We start from the raw sequence: 23,232 nt of genomic DNA, 5'->3' as shown, positions 1-23,232 counted from the left end.
ATGCAAAAGTAGTGTTTTTAGCACGTTTCCGCAAATAGCTGCGGTTGCTTTTTCTACAAAAAATTTACGCCTGCTCCACCCGCAATTGCTGCCGAAGGTCGTCCAGTTGTTTTTCTGAATCAGCAATTTTCCTGTCGATGTCGGCGCGGAGCTGGTCAGCGTTCTTCGAGCGGGCGAAGAACTCAATGTTGTTCCGATACGTGGCAATGTCGTTTTCGATGGCCGTAATGCGTCGGCGGATATCGCTCTCCCGCTTACTACCACCACTATCACGGTCACTTCGGTACGAATCACGATCGTAGCCACCATCCTGATAGCCACCGCCATCCTGACGCCGATCTCCCCGTGAACCCCGATCCTGACGGGGACCACCTGATGGTCGCCGATCTGATCGTCCCCCGCCATCCGGGCGTCGGTCTGACCGGAATCCGCCCGAGCGGGTAACTTCAGCTTCGCTCTGGAGCATAATCTGCTCCTTATCCTTGGCCGGAATTTTACCCGTTGCACTCACCAGGGCATTGACGGCGTTGATATACCGTTTCTGGATGGAATCTTTATCTTTCTTGGGGACAAAACCAATGGCGTTCCATTCCTTCTTGAACTCATTGAGTTGAGACAGGTCGGCGTTGGCAGTAGCAGCGGCTTCGATACGCTCGATAAGGGCAATCTTCTGCGTGAGGTTGCCTTCAAACTCCCGTTCGGTTTCCTGATTTCTGGAGCGTTTCTTATCGAAGAAAGCATCACAGGCCACTTTGAAGCGGTCGAAAATAGTATTCTTCTGCTTCTCCGGTACTTGCCCTACATTTTTCCACTGACGCTGCAACTCAATAACTGTCTGCGTCGTTTCGGGCGATTCTTCGCCCGAGGCCAGGATGGCTTCGACCTGCTCGCAGAGTTGGGTTTTAGCCCGCAGGTTCTCTTCCCGCTTGCTTTCCAGTTGCCGGAAAAATTCGCCTTTATTGTGGAAGAACGTTTTCAGAGCGGCCCAGAATTTCTTACTGAGTTCTTTGCCTTCTTCGCGGGGCATGGGGCCTTTAATGGCATTCCAGCGGTCCTGTAGACCCATAACCTCCTTCGTCTTGTCATTCCAGTCGTTGATGCTGTTCGACGAGAAAGAGGTAATGGGAATGAGTTCTTCGTAAATCGCCGACTTCTCTTCGTACAGTTGCGCCGATTCTTTACGCTGTTCGTTGGTCTGTCCCCGGCGTTTGTCGTACAACACATCCAATGCTGCCTTCATGCGTCCCCACAGTACTTCCTGCTCCGCTTTGGGAGCCGGGCCAATATGCTTATATTCTTCAAAAAGAGCGTTGGCTTCGTCGATGGTTTGCCGGGTTACGGGCGTCTCCTCCGAGCCTTTCGCCATGGCTTCGACCTTTTCGATTACCTCCGTTTTCAGGGTCGTGTTCCGTTTGCGGTCAAGCTCTTTTAACTCAAAATAAATATTCCGGTTGCTGTAATACCGATCAACCAGCGCATGGTAAGTAGCCCAGAGCGTGGCATTGTGCGGGGAGTTCATGTTGCCCGCCGATTTCCAGTCGTCCTGAATTTTCTTGAACTCGTTCCAGCTTATTTTAGGGTCGCCCGCGTTATTCTCATCATTTTCAACCAGGTCGCGCAGACGGGACAACAAATCGGTCTTCGATGCGAAATTAGTGTCTTTGGCCTTGTCTAAATTCTGAAAATAAGTATTTTTCTGACTCTTGATCTGTTTGTACAGCTCCTCAAACTGACCAACGGTTTCGTCGTATTTATAGTCGAACCCTTCTTCCGATTCTGTTTCTGCCACGTACAGTTGAAGGGCGGCTTCGCGCTCGGCCCGCTTCATCTGGTCGAACAGGGGTTTTACCTCTTTTAAGATTTGATCTGCCTTTTTGAAATTGCCGGGGGTAACAGACGGGGTACTGATAGCAGCCAGCTGCGTTTGAAGCAGATCGACAAAATCCTGTTTCGAGTACTGGCTGTAGTCAACTTCCTGCTGGGTGTGGTGGTCATCTTCCGTTTCCGATACGTGCGCATACTGGGCCGTAACATCTTCGCTGATAACCGATGCATCTTCTGATTCGGATGGGGAAGACTCCGCTGCCGTAGTTGGCGAAACGCTGGCTACCGGCTCTTCCGTAGCAGGGGATGTACCCTCACCAACTGATGCCACGGGCGTTTCCTCAACCGGTCCCTGATTGGTCCCGGCTTCTGCAACCAGTTCATCGTCAGACAGCTGGGCAAAGGAAGTCTGCTCGATGCTGCCTTCTGTGCCGGGGGGTGTCTCTGCAACCGGCTCTGCTTCCGGGGCCGCTGATTCAACTGATTCGGAAGGGATACCCATTGCCGCAGCAGCGGGTTGAGCTATCTCATCCGATGTTGGTTCAGCAGGGGTAGCCGATACGTCCGATTCATCAGCCGAATCTTCCTCGGCGGATACCGGGTCAGCAGCTATGTCTGTTAACGATTCTGCCAGTGCGCCGTCAACGGCCGGGTCTCCCGGTGTTTCTTCGCCGGGAGCAGTGGGGTCTACTGCCAGGGGAGGCAACGTCTCTGCATCCTCGCTTGTTGGTGTGTGGGAAGCTACAGCCGGAGTTGCAGTTTCTTCGGGAATTTGCGCAGCCAGCGGACCTTTAGCCTGACTATTGGTTTCGGGTTGCTGGTTTATTTCCTGTTCTTCGTTTGCCATGTTGGGAACGTACCGATTACTTTTGCAAAAGTACGATAAAATGCGAAAAGTACTGTAGTTAAGCCGTTAAACACCACTTATACGATGCCATCTGACATTCGAGACCTGCGAAATGACTATACACTAAGTGGTTTGGACATCACTGATGTGCTGGCCGACCCGGTTGCCCAGTTCCGGCAGTGGTTCGATGCGGCCGTTCAGGCCAATGTTCCGGAACCTAATGCGATGCACGTTAGTACCGTGTCGGCGGGGGGGCGGCCTGATGGGCGAATAGTGCTTTTGAAAGGCGTTTCCGATGCGGGTTTCGTCTTTTACACCAATTATGAAAGCCGAAAGGGAAAGGAGTTGACCAGCCAGCCTTTTGCAGCCCTTACCTTTTTCTACCCCGAACTGGAACGGCAGATACGCATTGAAGGCACGGTCGAAAAAGTGAGTTCCGACGTGTCGGACGGGTATTTTGCCAGTCGCCCGCGGAGCAGCCAGATTGGGGCCTGGGTATCACACCAAAGTACCGTAATCGATGGGCGGGAGGTGCTGGAGAATCGGCAGCGGGAACTGGAAACGGAGTTTGCGGGACAATTTGTCCCGCGCCCGCCATACTGGGGAGGGTTCTGCGTAGTGCCCGATGCCATCGAGTTCTGGCAGGGGCGATCCAGCCGCCTGCATGACCGGATTCGGTATCGGAAAGAAGGCGTGGCGTGGCTAATCGAACGGCTGTCGCCGTAGTTTTAAAGAGCGAAAGAATGAAAGAGATAAAGAGTGAACTAGTAATCCGGATGGCTTCGCTCTTTTACTCTTTCATTCTTTCACTCTTTAAAACTACGGTAAAATATATACACTGCTTTCTTTTGATGGCGCACATCTCTTTTCCGCTTCCTCTATGGCCGGCAATCAAGCCAAAACGAAACAGGACGTTTCTACCCGTACGTTATTTAGTGTCATTTCGGCTTCATCGGTCGGAACCCTCATCGAATGGTATGATTTTTACATTTTCGGCAGCTTAGCCGCTGTCCTGTCGACCCAGTTTTTCCCGCAGGATAATCCAACTGCAGCCCTGCTTTCTACACTCGCTACGTTTGCGGCTGGCTTCATCGTTCGCCCGTTCGGTGCCCTGGTTTTTGGCCGTTTGGGCGATCTGGTGGGTCGTAAATACACGTTTCTGGTTACGCTGGTGCTTATGGGGGGATCAACCTTTGCTATCGGATTGATTCCGGGTTACGCCACCATCGGGTTCTGGGCACCTTTGCTGGTACTACTGCTGCGCCTGGTACAGGGGCTGGCGCTGGGGGGGGAGTACGGCGGAGCGGCTACCTACGTGGCGGAGTACGCCCCCGAAGGCCGGCGGGGCTTTTATACCAGCTTTATTCAGACGACCGCCACCTTGGGGTTGTTTGTATCGCTGGGGGTAATCCTGCTTACCCGCGAGTCATTGGGGACGGAAAAATTTGCGGAATGGGGCTGGCGGGTACCGTTTCTCCTGTCCATTCTTTTGGTAGCGGTTTCCATCATTATCCGGTTACGGATGGCCGAATCTCCCCTGTTCTCTAAATTGAAAAGTGAAGGAAATCTCTCTAAAAATCCCCTGGCGGAGAGTTTTGGCAAGAAGCAAAACCTGAAAATAGTACTGCTGGCGCTGTTTGGTGCCACAGCCGGGCAGGGCGTTATCTGGTACACGGGGCAGTTTTACGCGCTGTCGTTTATTCAGAAAGCCTGTAATGTCGAGTTTGTGCAGTCGAACATCATTGTGGCGGTAGCGCTACTGGCGGCTACACCCTTCTTTGTCATCTTCGGTGGTTTGTCGGACCGTATCGGGCGTAAGGGCATCATGCTGGTGGGTATGCTGCTGGGCGTGCTGACCTACCGGCCTATCTACGAAAAACTATATAGCCTGACGGACGTATCTCAGAAACAGGAAATCACCGATGCCCGGACGATTGGCCGAAAACTGATGAAGCAGCCCAACGGCGACCTGTCAACTACTACCACAACTACGCATTTTTATTCGGATGGCCTGATTCAGAAGGACATCGAGAAAACGATTTCCGCTGCTAAGTCGGGGGTTGTTGGCAAACCGGAGGTGAGTAAAGCCATGACGTTACCCAATCCTGATTTCTGGCTGATGGTTTTCCTGGTTTTTATCCAGGTTATCTACGTCACTATGGTATACGGCCCCATTGCGGCTTTTCTGGTTGAGTTGTTTCCGACCCGGATTCGCTACACGTCAATGTCTCTGCCGTACCACATTGGCAACGGTATTTTTGGAGGGCTGACGCCGTTTATTGCAACGGCCCTGGTTGCCACCGCCACAAAAGCCAACGAATTGGCACCGGGCTCGGTCGACAAACCGTATCTGGAAGGACTCTGGTATCCCATTCTGGTTGCTGGAGTGTGTTTCGTGATCGGGCTGGTGTACCTCACGAATAAGAAACGAGTTACCGACTAAGGCCACACAACGGCTTTTATTCCTCTTCCTAACGTCTTACCTGAAATGGAACCTCTAAAAAAATACCTTGGCATTGTCTGGATACTACTCGGCATCTACGTTGGGTACGCCCAGATTACGGACAGCATTACCAAAATAGGCAGCGATAAACTCGAAGACCGCGTATTTGGCTGGATTATCCTGTGCGTACTGGTCCCCATTGTGGTTGGCGGGCTGATTCTTTTCGGCAAATACGCGCTGGCGGGGGAGTACGAAGATGATAAATAGCCAATTGCTTTTCTGCCAAAAAAGAATCGGCTATTTACCCGTGCGAACGGTTTACTTGATGGCGATGAGCCGGGTTGGCTCCTTTTTGGCAGGTGTGCCCAGTTGAAACGGAATTTCCTCTTTCTGGGCACCGGCTGTGATCTGGAACAGGTAGTTACCATCGGGCAGTTGACTGATGTCGAACTGCTGGCGACAGGCGTTCCGCTTGCTGCGCTTTCCCAATAAAATTTCCTGGTGTAACACGCTCCCATTCTGGTCGAGCAGCACGAGGTTAACGGTGTTTTCTGCCTGATACTTTTCCAGAACTACCCAGAGTTTTGAGGCATCGACGGTAGGGAATACGGCTACACCGAAAACTTTTTTGTGCCCGTGGTCATCCATTGCCAGAACGGATGATGATAGAGCTACAGTCAACAACAGGGCACCGGCGAGTGATTTAATGGACGTTTTCATTGAGTTGATAGGATTAAATGGAAGACCTTTAACTGTCAACTCAATGATGCGGATTGGGCCGCCTGCCGCTGTCGTTCCGGAGCAGCGGTTTTTTGAAATGATGAACGGTTTTTGCTATTCCACGAAGTCCAAATCCCTCCCGAATGTTTCTTTCGTCTGGCTGAGCGACCAGAAGCAAAGGCCATAGACGATGACACCTAACAGACCGGCCGTTACCAGCGCACCCACAGTTGGTTTCAGTGCCTGGAAGAACAGCGTCATGGGAATAAGGGTGCCCCGTACCACACTGGGCACCGAAGTTGTGGCGGTATTGCGGAGATTAGTCCCGTAGGATTCAGCCACCATCGTCAGGTACATGGCAATATAGCCGGTACAAAAACCAATCAGCAGGCAGATGGTGTACAAGCCTTCGGCCGTGTTAATCCCACCGAACAGGTAAATGCTACTGAGCAACCCACTACCCAGGAGTAAACCGGTAATGGCTTTTATCCGTGACTGGAGCCACTGGCTTAGTGGGCCGCTGAGCAGGTCGCCACCGGCCAGGCCTACGTAAATCAGCATGACGCACCGCCCCGGTTTTACGATGTCGGCAATACCCAGTGCCTGACCGAATTCATTGGCAAACGTAGCCAGAATGCCCACCACAAACCAGGTGGGCATTCCTACCGTTACGAAGCGCAGGTATTTGAGCGCTTGCGGCCAGCTACGGACAAAATGCAGTAGATTACCCCGACTCACCTCCCTATGCTCGGTTTTCATCCGACTGAACAAGCCTGATTCGAACACGCTGACCCGCAGCAGCAACAGGGCCAGCCCCAGACCACCGCCTACCCAGAAGGCCATCCGCCAGTTGAAGTACTCGACCGTGAGGTAAGCTACCCCGGCCCCGAGGTAACCAATGCCCGCCACCACCGAAGAACCGTAGCTTCGGAGCGCTTTGGGCAGGGTTTCGGAAACGAGTACCATAGCTGCGCCAATTTCACCGGACAGGCCCACGCCGGCCAAAAAACGCAGGAAAGCGTAGGTGTTTACGTCCTGGACGAACCCACAGGCAATGTTGGTAAGTGAATAGGTAAGAATACTGCCAAACAGGACCGACATGCGCCCCCGTTTGTCGCCCAGGATACCCCACAAAAAACCACCTACCACCAGACCCGCCTGCTGAAAATTCAGGATAAACGTACCCGCCTGCGACACCTCTGCTTCGGTCATTCCCAGCGATTGCAGACTGGGCACCCGCACAATGCTGAATATCAGCATATCGTACACATCCACGAAAAAGCCCAGTGCAGACACGACGACCGGCAGCGCAAAGAGCGGACGGAACGAAACGGAATTTGGAGAAGGAGAGAGGGTTTGCATGCAGGGTTGCCGGAATCGGGATTACTCTTCCAGGTAGTTCAAATCTTTGCCGTGCGTTTCGGCGATGGTCAGGATGGAGTAGAACCCAATGGCGAAACTGAGTAAACCCACAACGGCGCCGGCATTGATTGTAGCCAGTGACGGCTTCAGGTAGCCGTACAGACTGGTCATCAGAATGACAGTACCTCGCACCATATTCGGTATGGTGGTAGCGGCCGTAGCGCGCAGGTTGGTGCCAAACTGCTCGGCCCCAATGGTAACAAACATGGCCCAGTAGCCAATACCGAATCCCAGAATCAGGCAAAGAACATAAAGAAACGTGGCACTTTGAACCCTGGCGTACAGATAAACCAGGCTAAACACCAGCGAAATAAGCATGAGCAGGACAACGGCCTTCTTACGCGATTCGAGCGCCTGACTGATGAATCCACTGGCCAGGTCGCCCACGGCCAGCCCTACGTAGCACCACATAATGGCCAGACCCGGCTGAATTTCTTCGGTGATGCCCAGGGCTTTCCCAAACTCGTTACTGAACGTGGCCAGAATGCCGATAACGAACCAGGTGGGTAGCCCGATACCAATGCACCTCAGGTAGCGGAAGAACCGTTCTGAATTGGTGAAAAAAGAAAAGAAGTCCCCCCGGTTGACGTGTTTCTGGCTGGTGACATCGGTAAACATCCCCGACTCCACAACGCCTACCCGTAGCAGTAACAGGCCAAAGCCCAAACCGCCCCCGACCAGAAACGCCATCTGCCAATCGAACAGTTGGACGGTGAAATAAGCAACTACAGCCCCAAAAAGGCCAATACCTGCTACCAGCGATGTACCAATAGCCCGTTTCTCTTTCGGCAGAATTTCGCTGACGAGGGTGATACCGGCGCCCAGTTCACCCGCCAGTCCGATGCCCGCAATAAACCGCATCAGGGCGTAGTACGTGGTGGGGTCCATGAACGTAACCTGCTTGATAAAGCCGCAGGCAATGTTGGCAATGGAATAGGTGATGATACTGCCAAACAGGACCGAGAGACGCCCCCGCTTGTCGCCCAGAACGCCCCACAGGATACCACCCAGTAGTAAGCCACCCATTTGCCAGTTGATGATATTGGCACCAACGGTTGAGATTTGTTCTGGTGTCAGACCCAGGTCTTTCAGGCTGGGTACTCGTACAATGCCAAACAATAGCAGGTCATAAATATCAACGAAATAACCCAGAGCAGCCACGATAACGGGCATACTAACTAAACCAGCCGAATTGGCCGTACGATTGGGAGAGGGGGCAGGTGAAACAGCCATTCGGCAGTAGAAAGGGTTAATAGGATTGAAATAACGGTGCAATAATACGAAAGAGCCAACCAATAGCAGGCCTGAATAGTCTCTTGCTTTACCGGTTGGTGCTTACCAATTTTTTCTGGATAAACACATCGGCATACCGCTGCCCCAAGGTGCGGGCCGAGGGCGTGTCGAAATGAGTAGAATCTCCCTTGTCGGTTAACCCCGACGAAACGACGCAGTAAGCATGGGGTATGTGCCGGACAGCCCGTTGCAGCGCTTCATTGACTGTTTTGGCATCGGCATTCCGGTTTACCACAAAGTCGCCCAGCGTGCCCACCACGAAGGGGACAGTAGGAGCATTCAGTTCCTGACGAAGGCGTTGCACCAGTTCGGTTAGTTTTTCTTCGTACACCCCTGCCTTGTCCGGACTGGAATCCGATTCACCCTGATGCCAGAGAATCCCCGCCAGCTGACCCTGTTCGAGTGCTCTCTTGGCCCGGAGCATCATGTCATCATACGGGTGTGATTTTGTCGGCTCGTAATAAGCACCCGGTTTCCAGACGTCGATACCAGAGCCACCCACGGCGCAGGGAATCAGGCCAATGTTCATTTTTGGATACCTATCGGCCAGTTGTTTAGCAAACGCTAGCCCCGGCCCTACACCCACAATGGAGGGTTTATCGAAGTGCATCGGGTCTTTGGCCGCTACCCAGTGGAGGTCTTTGGTCAGCATCCAGATGCGCGGATTAGTTTGCTGGTCTTCCGCTTCGGGCATACCCCGCCCGGCCATGTTCGACTGGCCAATGAGCAGGAACAACTGTAGTTTGGGCGGCACATCCTGCCGGAAAGCGAGCATGCAGACGAGGGTAAGGCTAATCACTAAGGTATTGGTACCAATTTTCATACGGTTTGGCGGGACACCCAATAGGGTTCAGCCTGCTACCATAACGCCTTCATGCCTTTTTTCTACCTGCTTTTACGCGTAAAATGACCCTAATCCCAGCATTCCATAACGAGTAGATCGCCGGTTTGGGCTTCCACGCTGACAAAGCCGTCCTGGGCGGCTTCGTTGCTGCTGCTGGTAAAATGACCAAGGGTTAACGTTGCGTCCTGAAGGTCATACTTCAATCCGGTTGAGGTGTAGCCGGTTACGGTACCAACGGGAATCAGCGAGAGGGGGGTGCCCGCTTCGTACCACTTCTCGAACCGCCCGACCAGTGGGAAGATTTTAGAGTGATCGTCGATCAGCACAATCCGAATCTGGTTTTTATACCGGACAATATTGGTCATGTTGGTCAACGTATGGTCGGCCCGCCGACCGGTTGCCCACACAATGTTGACCGCTGGAAAGCCCCGCTCTATCAGGTATTCGATGCCTTTGTCGAGGTCGGTTTTGTTTTGGTCGGGGGCGTGAACAACGTCCAGCGGGTACTGTTGCGCCCGGATAGCATCCAGGTCAATACCCCGGCGACCAGCCGTAGCGTCATCGAAATCACCGAGAAGTACATCTACTTTGATGCCTAAATCCAGCACCCGCCAGATGGCGTTATCCAGCACCACTACCAGCGGATTCCACTCCAGCAACTGGCCGAGTAACTCAAAGGAACAGGCTTCCCCGTTGGCAATCAGCAGGGCAGGTTCCTGTTTGTCCCGGACAATATGGTGCGATGACATAATTCAGTTTGCTATATAGGGTTTGTCCGTTGAGAGCAGATGATGAGTGGCTATTTGTATCATTATCTGGATAAACCCATGTCGCGGATTATTTTATCGATATCACCTTGACTATCAACACTGGGCGTTTGGAAATTGGTTGGAACCAGCTTGATTCGATACCCTGCTTCCAGCCAGCGTAACTGCTCCAGCGACTCCGCCTGTTCGAGCGGGGAAGGGGAAAGCTGGGTGATTTGGCCGAGAATGTCGGCGCGGTAGGCGTACAGGCCAACGTGGCGGTGGTAGGCGTGATGGCGATGCCACTGGTCTGGCTCAACGCCCCATAGGTAGGGAATGGCCGAGCGGCTGAAATATAGAGCTTCGTTCCGGGAGTTAATGGTAATTTTGGCTTCTTTCGGGTCGTGGAGCATCGCTGCCGAATCCACCGTTGCCATTTGAGTGGCTAGCTCTACCGTTCCGTCCAGTATGGCCGTTAGTTCGTCAATCTGCGCGGGGTCAACAAAAGGCTCATCGCCCTGAATGTTGATAACGTAATCCATGTTGCTCCCCGGTATCAATCCATCGGTAACCAGCCGGGCGTAGGCTTCCTGGCAACGGTCAGTGCCGCTGGGATGGTCGGTGCGGGTCATTATGACCTCTTCGCCCAGTCTGCGCACCGCTTCGGCGATACGCTCGTCATCCGTAGCAACAATGACTTTTACCAGCGATTTAGCCTGCTTTGCCTGTTCCAGCACCCGCTGAATCATAGATTTGCCCCCAATGTCGGCCAGGGGTTTACCAGGAAAACGGGTTGAGCCGTACCGGGCGGGAATAACACCGATTATCATACGTAAATGCTTGTGTTAGGTTGGTTTTTGGTTTGGATTAGCCTATCTATGGACTGCTTATTTCGGCTCCGGACCATCGGGGCCAACTGTCCAATAAGTTGGTTCAATGGCCTGCCGCTGCTGGTAGTAGTCATTGTAAACGGGGTGGTAGCTTAGCCGCTCGTTCATAACTTCATCGAATTTTCCCAGCAAACCCAGCAGTAGTTCACAGCCTTCACGCACCGCAAATTGTCCACTCTCGCTCCCTGTAATGTAGTCGACCAGCTCGTTGGCGATAACGAATTGCGTGAACAGGGGATTGGCCTGCCGTCGAATCATGATGCGGACACCCGCTACTTCCGCTACGGATAGGTCGAGCGCATCATCGAAGAAAAACGCTACCTCGTGGGGTTGTAGGTTGTGCTGGTCGAGCAGGTGCCGGAGTACGTCAATCTTGTGTTTTGCCTGTGAATAGCTGGCGTGGAAATGCTCCCGGCGTACCAGCGTTTCGGATTGCGTGTTCGTGACCCCCGTAATAATGGCGGCTACAGGTAGCTGCCTGTCCTGCTGTAACCAAAGCCCGAACCGGAGCAGATTAGTCCCCATCGAGTCGACTTCACTGAACGAACTGCTGCCCGATTCGGTCTTGATGCCATCGTTGAACACTCCATCCCAGTCGAACACGATGGCCCGAACGGCGCGTAACTTCTGGGTCAATGCATCAATGGGGGTAATAAACTGGCCACCGAGGTCTGTAAAAATACGTTCAATGTCAGTCATAAAGGAGGGCTTCTGCCGTAATGGTTTGCCAAAAGTAAGGAGAAGAGGCCAAAAAAAGCTGATGAGCGTATCGGTTCGTATTCCATAAGGGGGCGAATTGAATTGCCCCCTTATGGAATACGAACCGATGCTACAAACACCATCACAATCTGGTGAAGGCCTCCCGTATTATCCGTTATTTTGCAGACGTCATCGCTCATTCAATCCGCCTGCATTTGAAAACGCTGCTTGTTATTGCCGGCCCGACGGCCGTTGGGAAAACAGCCCTGTGCGTTCGGTTAGCCAAAGCGTTGCAAACTGACGTTGTTTCTGCCGATTCCCGCCAACTCTACCGCGAACTGACGATTGGTACGGCTAAGCCAAGACCTGAAGAAATGGATGGGGTTCGGCATCATTTCATAAACTCCCACTCCATCACCGACCCCGTAAATGCCGGACGATATGAACGGGAGTGCCTGGCGTTGCTGGATACATTGTTTCAAACGAAGGACATCGTTATTTTATCCGGGGGGACGGGCCTGTATATCAACGCCGTATGTAAGGGTCTGGACGATATGCCACTGGTAGATCCGGCACTACGGACACAGTTGCTTGCCCGGTTTCAACAGGAAGGATTAGAGCCGCTTCAGCAGGAATTGCGACGACTGGACCCGGTTTACGCTGAATCTGCCGATTTACAGAACCCAATCCGCGTCACGAGGGCGCTGGAAGTATGCCTGTCGACGGGTCTGCCTTATTCGTCGTTTCGTCGCCAGCAAACGGCTGAGCGTCCGTTCCGGTCGATTATGGTCGCCCTTGACCGCCCCCGACCGGAGTTGTACGAGCGGATTGATACCCGGATGGAGGCCATGCTCCGGGCGGGTCTGGTAGATGAGGTCCGCGCTCTGTCGCCTTACCGGGATTTGCCAACTCTGCAAACCGTTGGCTATCAGGAGGTATTTCCTTATCTGGATGGACAGTACGACTATGAGGAGATGGTGCGACTACTGAAACGCAACTCCCGGCGCTATGCCAAACGGCAACTCACCTGGTTCCGTAACCAGAGCAACTACACCTGGGTGAGCCCCGATGACGAAGCGGCAATTGTTGGTATGATAATTGAGTCGCCGAAGCGATGATGAATGATGAATTGTTTTTTGTAAAATCATTCATCACTCATCACTCATCACTCATCACTGGAACGCCAGCCCGGTCATCATTCATCATTATACTACCTACTGCGCCCGGTAGGCCAGCATACCGCCAATAACGTTGCGGACGTTGGAAAAGCCGTTCTCTTCCAGAATTTGCTGCGCCCGGGCACTTCGGGCTCCCGACCGGCAATGGACAATGACTTCCTCATCCTCCAGCCCTTCCAGTTCGTCAAGTCGATACGGTAAATCACCCAGTGGAATCAGGGTAGCACCGATATTGTCGTCTTCGTATTCGTTGGGTTCACGAACGTCGAACATGTTCAGCTCCTCGCCCTTATCGAGTCTTTCTTTCAATTCCTGTACGGTAATATCCATAGTGTTGTCGGTTAGTTTAGTGTTGAATAATCAGTTTCTGCACCACGGCCCGCTGGTCGACAAAGAGCCGGAGCAGGTAGAAACCATCGGGCAGGTGACTCAGGTCCAGGGTTTGCTGGCCGCGAGCCGGAACATGGGTCAGGAGCATCTGTCCACTGCGGTTTATCACTTCCACGCGGGTTATTTTGGTGTTGTCCCAGTAAATAAGCCCCGTTGTTGGATTTGGGTAGGCTTGTAGCGGTACTACTGGTTCCGGTTCATTTATGGCTGTAACAACGGCCCTCTTCGCGCCCATCACCGGCCGGAGCATGAAGGCCCCCGGTACCTGCAAAGAAGACGGAGAGCCATTGGGCCCTCGTTGCAGATTTTGCTCCCAGTTAGACCCGCCATTATAAAAAATATTGGCCCCAAACGGACTATTCTTGTCAAATCCCAACCGCAGGAAGGTTGTGTCGCTACTGCTAATTTGCTGGTAACCCACGTAGAACGTGTCTTTTACGATGATGTTCCGGGTGAACCGGTACTCGATGAATCCGTTTCGGGTGGCTGGATACTGCGTCTGGAACGATTGCTGGTAGAGGGCGGCTCCCGGCTTCCCGTTGGTGTTGGTATAAACCGTCATGACGAAGGATTGCCCCGTCTGGTCTTTGGAGAAAGGCACGACACAAAGCCGAACGCTGCCAATAGTATCCGGCTTGTTCAAAATGAAGCGCACGGCAATCTGTTCCCGCTGCCGTATTTGCTGGGCGTATTCCCACGACCCATCGTCGTAGGCGTAATAATTATTGAGCGTCGCCACGGCAGTAATGGTGTCGTTTCGGAGCAGTGTGAGCGGGTCGCGCTGGAAAATCGGATTTTCGTTATCACTGGTTTTCAGTGCGACTTCGTAGCGTAACTGAAAACTGGTATCCGCCGTGGCTGGCAGGCGGGGTGTTGGTTTGAAGGCCAGTTGCTTTGATCCCAGCGCGGCAATCTGAGTGAACAGCGTATCATATTGTAAAACCGTCGAAGCACCGCTGTAAACCCCAAAACCGACACTGGTTCGGTTGAAATTATTGAACAGGTTACTGATGTCGGTCGTAACCGAATCCGCCAGCTCAGCCGTCCCTCTTATTTTGTACTGGGAAAGCGGCATGGCCGTGTAGCGTTTCAATAGCGGGCTAAGCTGACGGCGCGTGGCCAGGTCTTTTATGAACCTATCGTTCGCTGACCGGCCCTGATTGAGGTAAATGTAATCGACATGCCAGGTATCGAACGGACCGGAACGCCGACCAAAGGAACGGAAGCGAAACGCAAAATTCCCGTATAAATAAGCAGCGTTTGTTACGGGAACGAATACCTGATTGAACAAACTATCCGCCTGACCGCCTACCCGCGCCCATACCGTTTTCCAGTTGCCCGAAACATCCCGAAACTGTAAGGTGAGGGAGTCGCCGGGCTGTAACGTGGGGGGAACACCCGGTAATTTGGTCAGGGTATCGCCGGGGTCGGGTAGTTCGCCGAGTCCCTTTATCTGCCAGTAAAAACTAAGATACACGCCATTGGCAGCCGACAGCCCCGACAGGTTGATGGGCCTCGACTCCAGGGTATCGGTATAGCCCTGGTCCAGCGGGTTATCCCGTACGTAAGGACGACCGTTAGCCTGTAATCCATCGAACGTAGCCACATTTTGTGTAGGCTGGTTGTAGGCCATCGTGTTGTTGATGTAAACCCCACTGCCCGCCTGCCAGAGTTTCGGGTCGGGCCGTTCAGAACCAGATCGGTATACGGAGGCCGTAAAATCCTCGAAAAACGGCAGTTGCAGGGCGGTCTGGGCATCGGCCATTGCTGCCCGCAGAACGCCAAAAACCAGCACAATTCCGCACAAGAGTTGTCGGAGTGATACGATAAACGGCTGATTTGGTGGCGAAATGCTCATTGGGGCGGTTGGTGCCGGAAATAGGTTAATCAATTTGGGTCGATAGGGCCCACAATCCACAAATCCATTGTTTCGCCCACACGAATGCGTTCGCCGGACCGGGCTGCTGGTCGTTGTTTTACAACGGTGCCAACTTCCTTTTCCGGGTCTTCCACTGAAATTTTCGTGCCAACTTTCAGACTGGACCCCCGGATGGCGGCCTCTGCCTCATCGAAGGGCAGTCCTACAACGTCCGGAATGGCGAACATGGTACTTCCCAGGCCATCGCCCACTTCCAGGTCAATTTGTGCGCCTTTTGGTACGGGCGTTCCGGGGCTTATTTCCTTGCCATTGTACAGTTGTCGAAGCACCGCGTTTTTGGCGATGTCGGGAACGTAAATAGGTTCGCCGACAACCAGGTCCATTGATTTGAGGTTCAACTGGGCACTGCGAAGCGTCAGGCTGACCAGATTTGGCATCTGTACCATTGGGGCTACCCGTTTGGTAATGGTCAGGTATACCTTCCGGCCTTCTTTCACTTTGGCATTGGGGCGGGGGTATTGCTGGATAACGGTCAGCGGCTGGGAACCAGCTACGTAGGTGCAGTCGCTGACCTCGTAGCGTAGATTCCGGTCGTCCAGCAGGTTTTGCATTTCGTCCAGACTCTGGCGGGTCACGTCGGGTACCGTAATGGTTTGCCCGTGTTTGGTGGTGAAAGGCAGATAAAGAAAGAAAAACACCAGAAACAGAGTGGCTACGAGAGCGACTATAATGCCAATGTGAATCAGCAGGTCAAGAAAAGAGCGGGTGCTGATTTTCGTCATTTGGGAGCAGGAGTGGTTAAGGCCATCGGTACGCTTACGTCACAAAAGTAGTATAATCCTAAACACCTTCTCACTGGTAGCTTCCAAGCATTTTTTTTATGTACTTCCCAATTATATCGAACTCCAGATTGACCGTGTCCCCAACCCGCAAATCACCAAACGTGGTGTGGTCGTAGGTGTAGGGAATAATCGTCACCCGAAACTGGTCGGGTTGTGAGTTGAAAACGGTTAAACTCACACCATTGATACAAATCGACCCTTTTTCGACCGTTACATTGCCAGACGTATCCGGTACGTACTGAAAATCGAATAGCCAACTGCCATCCATATCCTGCACATTGGTGCAGATACCCGTCTGGTCGACGTGCCCCTGTACAATGTGCCCATCGAAGCGGCCACTGGCGGGCATACAACGCTCCAGGTTTACGCGGCCGCCGGGCTTGATTTGGCCCAGATTGGTTTTTTTGAGGGTTTCATCCACCGCCGTTACGGTGTAACTGTCATCGGCAACGCTGGTAACCGTCAGGCAAATACCGTTGTGACTGACACTCTGGTCGACTGTTAGTTCGGGGGCCAGCGTAGACTCGATGCGAAAGATGAGGTTGGTGCCGTCTGCTTCGATGGCCGATACCCGGCCGGTCGTTTCAATAATACCTGTAAACATGGGATTTGACAGTAGTCGTAAAAGCCGCAAGTGGGTTGAATCAACGTATTGTTAAGGCGTCAGTTACTTATGGCTTACAACTTTTACTGACTTTTTTTTAACACCATCAACAAGGAACTGCCGAAGGGGGTTCGGGCAAATAGTTTTTGTTCGGTGTGGGATACCCGATAAAGGGTTTCGTTGAGCCAGGCACTGGGTAAATACACGTCAGATTTGGCTGTTTCGGTGGTTTGCCAGCCCAGGGCCAAGCCAAGTCGCTGCCATTGACGCATCGCTAAAATTAGGGGCGATAACAGAAAACTCCAGTAAATAGACTGGCTGATTTGTAACCCGGCGGCTGGCATCAGAGGGGTAAAATCAGCCAGCACGAAGCGACGGAGAATACCTACGGCAATGTCGTGTTGCCCCCGGAAGCTATTGAACGCGTTATTGTTGGTAATGAGCACGCCATCCGGTTTTAGCCGGTGGGCCAGTGCAGCCAGTAGCGGAGGGAGTTCTAACCCGGTGAAATAGCAGAAAACGTCGTTGCAGATGATGGCATCGTATTGGGTTTTCGGTTCAAAATCAGCCAGGTATTTTAAATCTACCTTCGTAACCGAAAGCCCGCGTTCGTAGCAAAACGTTACCGCATCGTCTGACCCGTCAATGCCCCGCAGGTCTGTATAGCCCCGCTTTCGCAGGAATTCCAGCATACCACCCGTGCCACATCCGGCATCCAGCACACGCATGTCCCGGCGGTTGCCAAACTGATTGAGTAACGCTGTTTCCACCCGCTCGTGCAGGCTGCGATACCACCATAACTGGCCCTCCAGTTCAAACATTTTCGCGTACTCTTCCGAACGGCCAATCATTGATGCTAATAAGGGAAACGGGTATTCAATGCAGTTCTCTGGTCAAGGGCATGTCTACTTACCGGTATTGGCCGGGGGCGTGTCAGTGGCTAAACTACCCCAGGCGGGCGGGTCAATACCCAGCAGGTGCTTCACGAAGAAGTCCCGGCGTTTGTGTTCGCCGTACTCGCCCCCCGAGGTGTGGCTGAGTCCGGGCAATACCACCAGGTCGAAGTCTTTATTGGCTTTGATGAGCGCATCGGCGACCTGCATCGTTGAGGCCGGGTCGACGTTATCATCTACTTCGCCAACCATCAGCAACAGATTTCCCTGTAGTTTGTGCGCGTTTACCACGTTGGAACACTCGGCGTACTGCGACCCGATGGGGTAGCCCATCCATTGTTCGTTCCACCATATTTTGTCCATCCGGTTGTCGTGGCAACCACAGGATGACACGGCAACTTTGTAAAATTCCGGGTGGAACAACAAAGCCCCGGCCGAACTCTGCCCACCTGCCGACGTGCCGTAAATGCCCACCCGGCTCAGGTCCATAAACGGATACTTTTTGGCGGCTTCCTGCATCCACAAAATCCGGTCGGGGAAACCCGCATCCTTCAGGTTTTTCCAGCATACGTCCTGGAACGCCTTGGACCGGTTTGAGGTGCCCATGCCGTCCATCTGCACCACAATGAAGCCCAGTTCAGCCAGTTCGTGCATCGACCGATTGGCGGTCATGAATGACTTGGGGGTAAACGACCCATGCGGCCCGGCGTAGATATTTTCGATGACCGGGTATTTTTTAGCCGGGTCAAAATTCGTTGGGCGTATGATGATACCCCAGATGTCGGTTTTACCGTCGCGTCCTTTTGCGGTGAATACATCGGGCGTTTGCCAACCTGCTTTTTGCCATTCCGAGATGTCGGCGGTTTCCAGCTTCATCAGGACGGAGCCGTCGGTGGCACTCCGCAATACCGTTACGGGGGGCATATCCACCCGCGAGTAGGAATCGACAAACGTGTTAAAATCGGGCGCGAAGGTAGCCACGTGGTTGGCATCTTCCGTTGTGAGTGCTTTTAGGTTGGTGCCGTCGAGATTGACGCGGTAGTACTGAACAAAATACGGGTCCTGACCGGGCGTTTTTCCACTGGCGGCAAATAGAACCGTTCGACTGGCGGTGTCGACATGGACCACGTTTCTAACTACCCACTCGCCTTTGGTCAATTGTTTTTTTATCTGCCCCGTCGTGCCGTCGATCAGGTACAGGTGATTCCATCCGTCACGTTCCGATGCCCAGATCATTTCTTTGCCATCATTCAGATCATAGCGGTAGCGTTTACCACTATAGTCGATGAACGTTTTACTCTGTTCCTCCACCAATGGCCTGACAAGCCCGGTAGCCGCACTGACTTCCAGCACCCGGTAAACCTGGTGGCCGCGCTGATTGTATTCGAAGGTAAAGCCACGGCTGTCTTTGCGCCACTCCATCCGCGACAGACTGAACTGCTGATTGAACAACGCATCATCAACTGGAAGTTGCCTGCCCTCGTTGACCAGAAAAAGTTGGGGTCGTCGCATTGGCAGCGCATCGCCCGGTTTGGGGTATTCACGGTTTTCAAGTTTCGGTTGTAGCTGGTCGTCGGGGGAAGAGCGGACGAAGTAAATCAGGTGTTTGGTGTTCGGCCTGATTTTATTCGTAACGATTTTTTTTGAATCGGGCGACCAGAGAATGGTGCTGGCGTAGTAATCGCCCTCCGACCCATCAAAACTAAACTGCCGCTCCTGCTTCGTTTTTTCGGAACGAACGTAGAGGTTATAATTTTTAATATAAGCCGTCTGGCTGCTGTCGGGCGACGGAACGGGTTTGTCGCTCAGTTCACCGTTGCTGGCACCCCAGTAACGCCGGTCGGTTGGTTCAACCCGAAATGGCCCCTTTTTGCTGAAGGCTAACGTACCACTGCTATCATTCCCCGGCCCATATTGCCAGGTGAACCCTTCGGCTACAAACTCAATGGACTTATCCTCTTTGCCGAATGTCAGCGTAGAAAAAGGCAGGTTGTAAGGGGTAATCTTCCTGCCGGTGGCTTCCGTTAGTTTCTTTGCCAGCTGCTCCTGATTGAAGGCCAGTTGCCGGGTTTTCTGTTTCGGATCGACCACCACAAACTCTTTGCCCCGTGCCGTCTGGATGGTGTACCAGCTACGGCTACCATTCTTCGTCCAGTTCACCTGTTGTGGGGCATTGTAAACCTTGTCCTTCAGTTTTGTTTTCAGTGCTTCCGACCGTTGATAGTCGGCCAGACGTCCCTGCGCCAGCATTGTACCCGACACGCTTACTAAAAGGCTGATTAATAGCGTATACCTGAAAATTGTTGCCAGTATCATAGCCAAAAGTTAGTAAGAAATTAGATAACTGAGAATAACTGAAGTCGAAACACTCGCTCAATACTTATTTTTCTACGTAGGGGGGCAACCCACTGTAGGCCATAAACAGCTTGCCGAGGTATTCGCCCAGGATACCCAGAAAAAGCAGGATTACGCCTGTACTGGTGCCAATGGCCCAAAGAACAAGAGCTACCCCTGTTGGAACGTATGTGTCGGTCAGGGCTCCGACCAGCAACAGTAAGCCAGTCGGCAAGCCAAGCCCACATAACAAGGCCCCCAACACGGTGAACACGCGGATTGGCCAAAGGGAATACCCGATGAAAACGTTCAGAAACAGGGATACGAGCTTCCGAAACGTGTAAGTCGAACGACCGTCGGCGCGGGAGTTATGCGGCACTTCCACACTACCTACGTTGCGGGTCACCCGAAATATCAGCCCGTCGATGTAGGGGTAGGGTCCCCGGTACCGGATGATTTCGTTGATTACTTCCCGCCGGATTACTTTAAAACTGGACAGGTACAGGTCGCGGGGTTTGTCCAGGGAATAAGTTGTCAGGGTGTTGACCAGCCAACTCCCCAGATTCCGAAACCAGTGGTGTTGCTTTTGGGCGTATCGGCTGTAAACCACATCGAACTGACCCGCTTCGGCGGTATCAACGAGGGTATTAATGGCTTCGGGCGGGTTCTGAAAATCGTCGTCGATAATAACGGCGTACTGACCGGTCGTATGATTCAACCCACAGAGCACGGCGTTGAATTCGCCAAAATTCCGGCGTAGCGATACAAACCGAACGGTGCTGTAGCGGGTGGCCAGCTGCCGACAAACGGATTCCGAGTTATCTCTACTGCCATCATTAACCAGTACAATCTCAATTGTTTGTTCGGCCAGACAGACCTGCAATTGCTCCACCAACGGGCCAATCGTTCGTTCGCTGTTGTAGACCGGTATAACAATAGATAGTCGCATAAGACGGGGTACGTCAGGTGAATTGGTTAATCACGTCCACAATGTACGCAACCTCGTCATCGGTCAGAGCAGGGTTGAGCGGTAAACTCAGCACTTCCCCGTGTAGTGCATCGGCTAGTGGAAAGGACAACTGAGCCAACTCCGGATACGCTTTCTGACGATGGGGTGGTGTGGGGTAGTGAATATCCGAGCCGATACCCCGGTCGTGCAGATAAGCCCGTAACGCATCGCGCCGGGGATGCCTGATGACGAACAAATGCCACACATCCTGCGTAATCTGGTCGGCGGGGGGTAAGGTGATGGCCGGGTTCTTCAGTTCCCTCAGATAATGCCGGGCTATTTCCCGTCGGCGGTTATTTTCCTGATCGAGGAAAGGGAGTTTTGCCGAGAGGATAGCCGCCTGTAGTTCGTCAAGGCGGCTGTTATGGCCCCGGTAATCATTCACGTATTTCTGCGATGAACCGTAATTTCGTAATGCCCGGAGCTGCCGGGCGAGTGACTCATCATTGGTGGTGACAGCACCCGCATCGCCCAGCGCTCCCAGGTTTTTACTGGGATAAAAACTCCAGGCAGCCGCATCGCCCAAATTACCCGCCCGGCCCGACGGGTACAGTGCCCCGTGTGCCTGAGCCGCATCTTCCAGTACTTTCAGGTTGTAGCGTTGCGCCAGTCGGTTGATAGAGTCCATATCACAGCAACGTCCGTACAGATGAACGGTCATAATGGCGCGGGTGCGCTCAGTGATAGCCGCTCCGATACGGGTTGGATCAATCAGGTACGTTTGCGGATCGAGTTCAACCAGAACGGGCGTTAGTCCCGCATGGGTAATGCTTAGCACCGACGCGATATACGCGTTGGAAGCCACAATGACCTCGCTGCCGACGGGGAAATTCCAGGCTTTTAATACCAGTGTCAGGGCATCCAGCCCATTGGCAACGCCGATGCAATAGTCTGACTGGCAATACTGAGCAAACTGTCGTTCAAAAGATTCGACTTCGCGTCCCAGGATGTACCAGCCCGATTGACTAACGCGCTCGATAGCTGTTTGAATAGCTATCTGATGCGGCTCATTGATGCGCTTCAGGTCCAGAAATGGGATCATCCTGAAATAGCCATGGATACTATATTGAACTGCTGACTGTTGGGATAGGGTTCGTAGATGTAATCGTCTTTGTCGTACAGCTCATTCGAAACAACCAGCAGGATAGCATCGTCGGAGAATTCATCCATCACATGCCAGTCTTCGGGTTCAAGCACCAGGCACTGCTGGGGATTGGTGAGCTGAAATATTGTTTCTTCCTGACCATTATGACTATACACCCGGCAGCTACCCGCCAGGCAGACGAGAGCATTACAGGCCCGGTGGTGTCGGTGCCCAGCCCGGACGGAGTTGCCTGCTTCGTATATAAAAAATACCCGCTGGATGGTACCGGGAATGATTCCTTCGAAAACGGTTAGGTTTCCGTTAGCTGATGTTACCGTTTTTAGCTCGTAAAGTTTTGCCATTGGCCAAAAGTTACCGATGAAGTGGGGCTGGGATTCTAGCTTATAAATGTATTAAAAATGAATTAAAGTATAAAGCAGGTGTATTATTATTAATGCAGACAGGATGGTTTGCAAGCAGAACAGGTAGGGTATGGTAAGAGCAAGATAAACTACTTTACTCTACCCTTTCGTGCAAAAATGCATAATTTGACTTTTACTTTGTTATTGGCGTTCATTGTTTGCCAATCAAAAATTAATTGCAGTAATGATAAAAAATAAATTTTTCCTAACTGGTCTCTTCCTGGTTATCGCGATCGTACTGTATTACTCTTTCTTCGATGGGAGCGCTACCACGTCTGTCGGGGGGTTGGCAGATGTGGTTAATCCCGAAACGTACCGACAACAGCTGGAGGAGAAGCGAACGAAAAAAGACCAGTTCTTTCTAAGCGACGCCGAATCACCCCTTCTCGACAAAAAAGGGTTTACCAGTCTGGCTTATTTTGCGCCCGACCCCGCCTATCGGGTTGTTGCCCGGCTTGAACCCTTTGCTGATAAAACCCAGAAACTCGTTGTGAGGATGAGTGATGGCAAAGAGGAAGTGTACGAGAAATTTGCCCACGCCGTGTTTCGTTTACAGGACGAGACCTGCCGACTACTCATCGTAAAAGTTGATAATACCTACTCCATTCTGTTTCGTGATGCCACATCGGGCAAGACAACCTATGGGGGAGGGCGGTATCTTGAACTCGATGAAGCTGCGCTAACCGACAATCAGGTTATCCTTGATTTCAATACCGCGTATAATCCCTATTGCGCGTATAATCCGGGTTATTCCTGCCCATTACCTCCCGCCGAAAACTCCCTGCCTGTTGCGGTAGAAGCCGGAGAGAAATATACTTCGCACGACTAGAAAAACAGGAGGTGAATCGCTTTTTTGCAGTCAATTCATG

Annotated in this window: 22 protein-coding genes; 5 read left to right on the top strand and 17 right to left on the bottom strand. The window is 52.5% G+C overall.

The window, feature by feature from the left end:
• Positions 1-64: 64 nt before the first annotated feature.
• Positions 65-2,671 carry a DUF349 domain-containing protein gene (locus B156_RS0124460; protein WP_018622438.1) on the bottom strand — a complete coding sequence of 869 codons (2,607 nt, stop codon included), beginning with the start codon at positions 2,669-2,671 and terminating at the stop codon, positions 65-67.
• Between the two features lie 84 nt (positions 2,672-2,755).
• Between B156_RS0124460 and pdxH the strand changes: the two genes are divergently transcribed.
• The 3 genes from pdxH (at position 2,756) to B156_RS0124445 (ending at position 5,381) form a co-directional block, all read left to right on the top strand.
• Positions 2,756-3,397, top strand: coding sequence for a pyridoxamine 5'-phosphate oxidase (gene pdxH, locus B156_RS0124455; RefSeq protein ID WP_018622437.1), 642 nt, complete (start codon positions 2,756-2,758; stop codon positions 3,395-3,397).
• 154 nt (positions 3,398-3,551) lie between these two features.
• Entirely contained in the window at positions 3,552-5,114 is a 1,563-nt protein-coding gene (locus B156_RS0124450) for an MFS transporter (protein WP_018622436.1), read from the top strand.
• Positions 5,115-5,159: 45 nt separating this feature from the next.
• The gene (locus B156_RS0124445; protein WP_018622435.1) at positions 5,160-5,381 is read left to right on the top strand and encodes a DUF6814 family protein; all 222 of its coding nucleotides are present in this window, start codon (positions 5,160-5,162) and stop codon (positions 5,379-5,381) included.
• Positions 5,382-5,432: 51 nt separating this feature from the next.
• On the opposite strand, the gene B156_RS0124440 is transcribed toward B156_RS0124445, so the two are convergent.
• From B156_RS0124440 to B156_RS0124410, 7 genes are all read right to left on the bottom strand, one after another.
• Entirely contained in the window at positions 5,433-5,834 is a 402-nt protein-coding gene (locus B156_RS0124440; protein ID WP_018622434.1) for a hypothetical protein, read from the bottom strand.
• A gap of 114 nt (positions 5,835-5,948) precedes the next feature.
• Complete coding sequence (locus B156_RS0124435; protein WP_018622433.1) at positions 5,949-7,196, bottom strand: MFS transporter; 1,248 nt, start codon at positions 7,194-7,196, stop codon at positions 5,949-5,951.
• A 21-nt stretch (positions 7,197-7,217) separates the two neighbouring features.
• Positions 7,218-8,489, bottom strand: a complete 1,272-nt coding sequence (locus B156_RS0124430; RefSeq protein WP_018622432.1) for an MFS transporter — start codon at positions 8,487-8,489, stop codon at positions 7,218-7,220.
• A gap of 88 nt (positions 8,490-8,577) precedes the next feature.
• Positions 8,578-9,372 carry a sialate O-acetylesterase gene (locus B156_RS0124425; RefSeq protein WP_018622431.1) on the bottom strand — a complete coding sequence of 265 codons (795 nt, stop codon included), beginning with the start codon at positions 9,370-9,372 and terminating at the stop codon, positions 8,578-8,580.
• Positions 9,373-9,461: 89 nt separating this feature from the next.
• The gene (locus tag B156_RS0124420) at positions 9,462-10,142 is read right to left on the bottom strand and encodes a thiamine diphosphokinase (RefSeq protein ID WP_018622430.1); all 681 of its coding nucleotides are present in this window, start codon (positions 10,140-10,142) and stop codon (positions 9,462-9,464) included.
• A gap of 62 nt (positions 10,143-10,204) precedes the next feature.
• Entirely contained in the window at positions 10,205-10,969 is a 765-nt protein-coding gene (gene kdsB / locus B156_RS0124415; RefSeq protein ID WP_018622429.1) for a 3-deoxy-manno-octulosonate cytidylyltransferase, read from the bottom strand.
• Between the two features lie 57 nt (positions 10,970-11,026).
• Positions 11,027-11,728 (bottom strand): phosphatase, encoded by a 702-nt coding sequence (locus B156_RS0124410; protein ID WP_018622428.1) that lies wholly within the window; start codon positions 11,726-11,728, stop codon positions 11,027-11,029.
• Positions 11,729-11,943: 215 nt separating this feature from the next.
• Here B156_RS0124410 and miaA point away from each other — a divergent pair, with 215 nt between their 5' ends.
• Positions 11,944-12,846, top strand: a complete 903-nt coding sequence (gene miaA / locus B156_RS0124405) for a tRNA (adenosine(37)-N6)-dimethylallyltransferase MiaA (RefSeq protein ID WP_040586310.1) — start codon at positions 11,944-11,946, stop codon at positions 12,844-12,846.
• Between the two features lie 96 nt (positions 12,847-12,942).
• Here miaA and B156_RS0124400 read toward each other — a convergent pair whose 3' ends face one another.
• The 9 genes from B156_RS0124400 to B156_RS0124360 all read right to left on the bottom strand — a co-directional run bounded on the left by B156_RS0124400 (position 12,943) and on the right by B156_RS0124360 (position 22,303).
• Positions 12,943-13,236, bottom strand: a complete 294-nt coding sequence (locus B156_RS0124400; protein WP_018622426.1) for a rhodanese-like domain-containing protein — start codon at positions 13,234-13,236, stop codon at positions 12,943-12,945.
• Between the two features lie 16 nt (positions 13,237-13,252).
• Positions 13,253-15,154 (bottom strand): T9SS type A sorting domain-containing protein, encoded by a 1,902-nt coding sequence (locus B156_RS0124395; RefSeq protein WP_018622425.1) that lies wholly within the window; start codon positions 15,152-15,154, stop codon positions 13,253-13,255.
• A gap of 29 nt (positions 15,155-15,183) precedes the next feature.
• A complete protein-coding gene (locus B156_RS0124390; RefSeq protein WP_018622424.1) occupies positions 15,184-15,957 on the bottom strand; it encodes a PASTA domain-containing protein in 774 nt (257 codons plus the stop codon).
• A 70-nt stretch (positions 15,958-16,027) separates the two neighbouring features.
• A complete protein-coding gene (locus B156_RS0124385) occupies positions 16,028-16,621 on the bottom strand; it encodes a riboflavin synthase (RefSeq protein WP_018622423.1) in 594 nt (197 codons plus the stop codon).
• An 83-nt stretch (positions 16,622-16,704) separates the two neighbouring features.
• Positions 16,705-17,472: a class I SAM-dependent DNA methyltransferase gene (locus B156_RS0124380; RefSeq protein WP_018622422.1), complete on the bottom strand. Its 768-nt coding sequence runs from the start codon at positions 17,470-17,472 to the stop codon at positions 16,705-16,707.
• Positions 17,473-17,526: 54 nt separating this feature from the next.
• Positions 17,527-19,764 (bottom strand): S9 family peptidase, encoded by a 2,238-nt coding sequence (locus B156_RS0124375; protein WP_018622421.1) that lies wholly within the window; start codon positions 19,762-19,764, stop codon positions 17,527-17,529.
• 130 nt (positions 19,765-19,894) lie between these two features.
• Positions 19,895-20,797, bottom strand: coding sequence for a glycosyltransferase family 2 protein (locus B156_RS0124370; protein ID WP_018622420.1), 903 nt, complete (start codon positions 20,795-20,797; stop codon positions 19,895-19,897).
• Between the two features lie 13 nt (positions 20,798-20,810).
• Positions 20,811-21,899: a DegT/DnrJ/EryC1/StrS family aminotransferase gene (locus B156_RS0124365; RefSeq protein ID WP_018622419.1), complete on the bottom strand. Its 1,089-nt coding sequence runs from the start codon at positions 21,897-21,899 to the stop codon at positions 20,811-20,813.
• A complete protein-coding gene (locus B156_RS0124360) occupies positions 21,896-22,303 on the bottom strand; it encodes a sugar 3,4-ketoisomerase (protein ID WP_018622418.1) in 408 nt (135 codons plus the stop codon). Before B156_RS0124360 ends, B156_RS0124365 begins: the two co-directional genes overlap by 4 nt.
• A gap of 244 nt (positions 22,304-22,547) precedes the next feature.
• Between B156_RS0124360 and B156_RS0124355 the strand changes: the two genes are divergently transcribed.
• Positions 22,548-23,192, top strand: coding sequence for a DUF1684 domain-containing protein (locus tag B156_RS0124355; protein ID WP_018622417.1), 645 nt, complete (start codon positions 22,548-22,550; stop codon positions 23,190-23,192).
• Positions 23,193-23,232: the final 40 nt, after the last annotated feature.

This window comes from Spirosoma luteum DSM 19990 (assembly GCF_000374065.1).
GTDB lineage: Bacteria > Bacteroidota > Bacteroidia > Cytophagales > Spirosomataceae > Spirosoma > Spirosoma luteum.
The sequence above is the reverse complement of the archived record's forward strand: the minus strand, read 5'-3'. Positions and strand labels throughout refer to the sequence as shown.

Coding starts and splice junctions, on each gene's coding strand:
- B156_RS0124460 (WP_018622438.1), bottom strand. CDS start 2,671: ATGGCAAACGAAGAACAGGAAATAAACCAGCAACCCGAAACCAATAGT.
- B156_RS0124370 (WP_018622420.1), bottom strand. CDS start 20,797: ATGCGACTATCTATTGTTATACCGGTCTACAACAGCGAACGAACGATT.
- kdsB (WP_018622429.1), bottom strand. CDS start 10,969: ATGATAATCGGTGTTATTCCCGCCCGGTACGGCTCAACCCGTTTTCCT.
- B156_RS0124390 (WP_018622424.1), bottom strand. CDS start 15,957: ATGACGAAAATCAGCACCCGCTCTTTTCTTGACCTGCTGATTCACATT.
- B156_RS0124425 (WP_018622431.1), bottom strand. CDS start 9,372: ATGAAAATTGGTACCAATACCTTAGTGATTAGCCTTACCCTCGTCTGC.
- B156_RS0124395 (WP_018622425.1), bottom strand. CDS start 15,154: ATGAGCATTTCGCCACCAAATCAGCCGTTTATCGTATCACTCCGACAA.
- B156_RS0124365 (WP_018622419.1), bottom strand. CDS start 21,899: ATGATCCCATTTCTGGACCTGAAGCGCATCAATGAGCCGCATCAGATA.
- B156_RS0124440 (WP_018622434.1), bottom strand. CDS start 5,834: ATGAAAACGTCCATTAAATCACTCGCCGGTGCCCTGTTGTTGACTGTA.
- B156_RS0124445 (WP_018622435.1), top strand. CDS start 5,160: ATGGAACCTCTAAAAAAATACCTTGGCATTGTCTGGATACTACTCGGC.
- B156_RS0124385 (WP_018622423.1), bottom strand. CDS start 16,621: ATGTTTACAGGTATTATTGAAACGACCGGCCGGGTATCGGCCATCGAA.
- B156_RS0124400 (WP_018622426.1), bottom strand. CDS start 13,236: ATGGATATTACCGTACAGGAATTGAAAGAAAGACTCGATAAGGGCGAG.
- B156_RS0124435 (WP_018622433.1), bottom strand. CDS start 7,196: ATGCAAACCCTCTCTCCTTCTCCAAATTCCGTTTCGTTCCGTCCGCTC.
- B156_RS0124375 (WP_018622421.1), bottom strand. CDS start 19,764: ATGCTGGCGCAGGGACGTCTGGCCGACTATCAACGGTCGGAAGCACTG.
- B156_RS0124410 (WP_018622428.1), bottom strand. CDS start 11,728: ATGACTGACATTGAACGTATTTTTACAGACCTCGGTGGCCAGTTTATT.
- B156_RS0124380 (WP_018622422.1), bottom strand. CDS start 17,472: ATGATTGGCCGTTCGGAAGAGTACGCGAAAATGTTTGAACTGGAGGGC.
- B156_RS0124420 (WP_018622430.1), bottom strand. CDS start 10,142: ATGTCATCGCACCATATTGTCCGGGACAAACAGGAACCTGCCCTGCTG.
- pdxH (WP_018622437.1), top strand. CDS start 2,756: ATGCCATCTGACATTCGAGACCTGCGAAATGACTATACACTAAGTGGT.
- B156_RS0124450 (WP_018622436.1), top strand. CDS start 3,552: ATGGCCGGCAATCAAGCCAAAACGAAACAGGACGTTTCTACCCGTACG.
- B156_RS0124355 (WP_018622417.1), top strand. CDS start 22,548: ATGATAAAAAATAAATTTTTCCTAACTGGTCTCTTCCTGGTTATCGCG.
- B156_RS0124360 (WP_018622418.1), bottom strand. CDS start 22,303: ATGGCAAAACTTTACGAGCTAAAAACGGTAACATCAGCTAACGGAAAC.
- B156_RS0124430 (WP_018622432.1), bottom strand. CDS start 8,489: ATGGCTGTTTCACCTGCCCCCTCTCCCAATCGTACGGCCAATTCGGCT.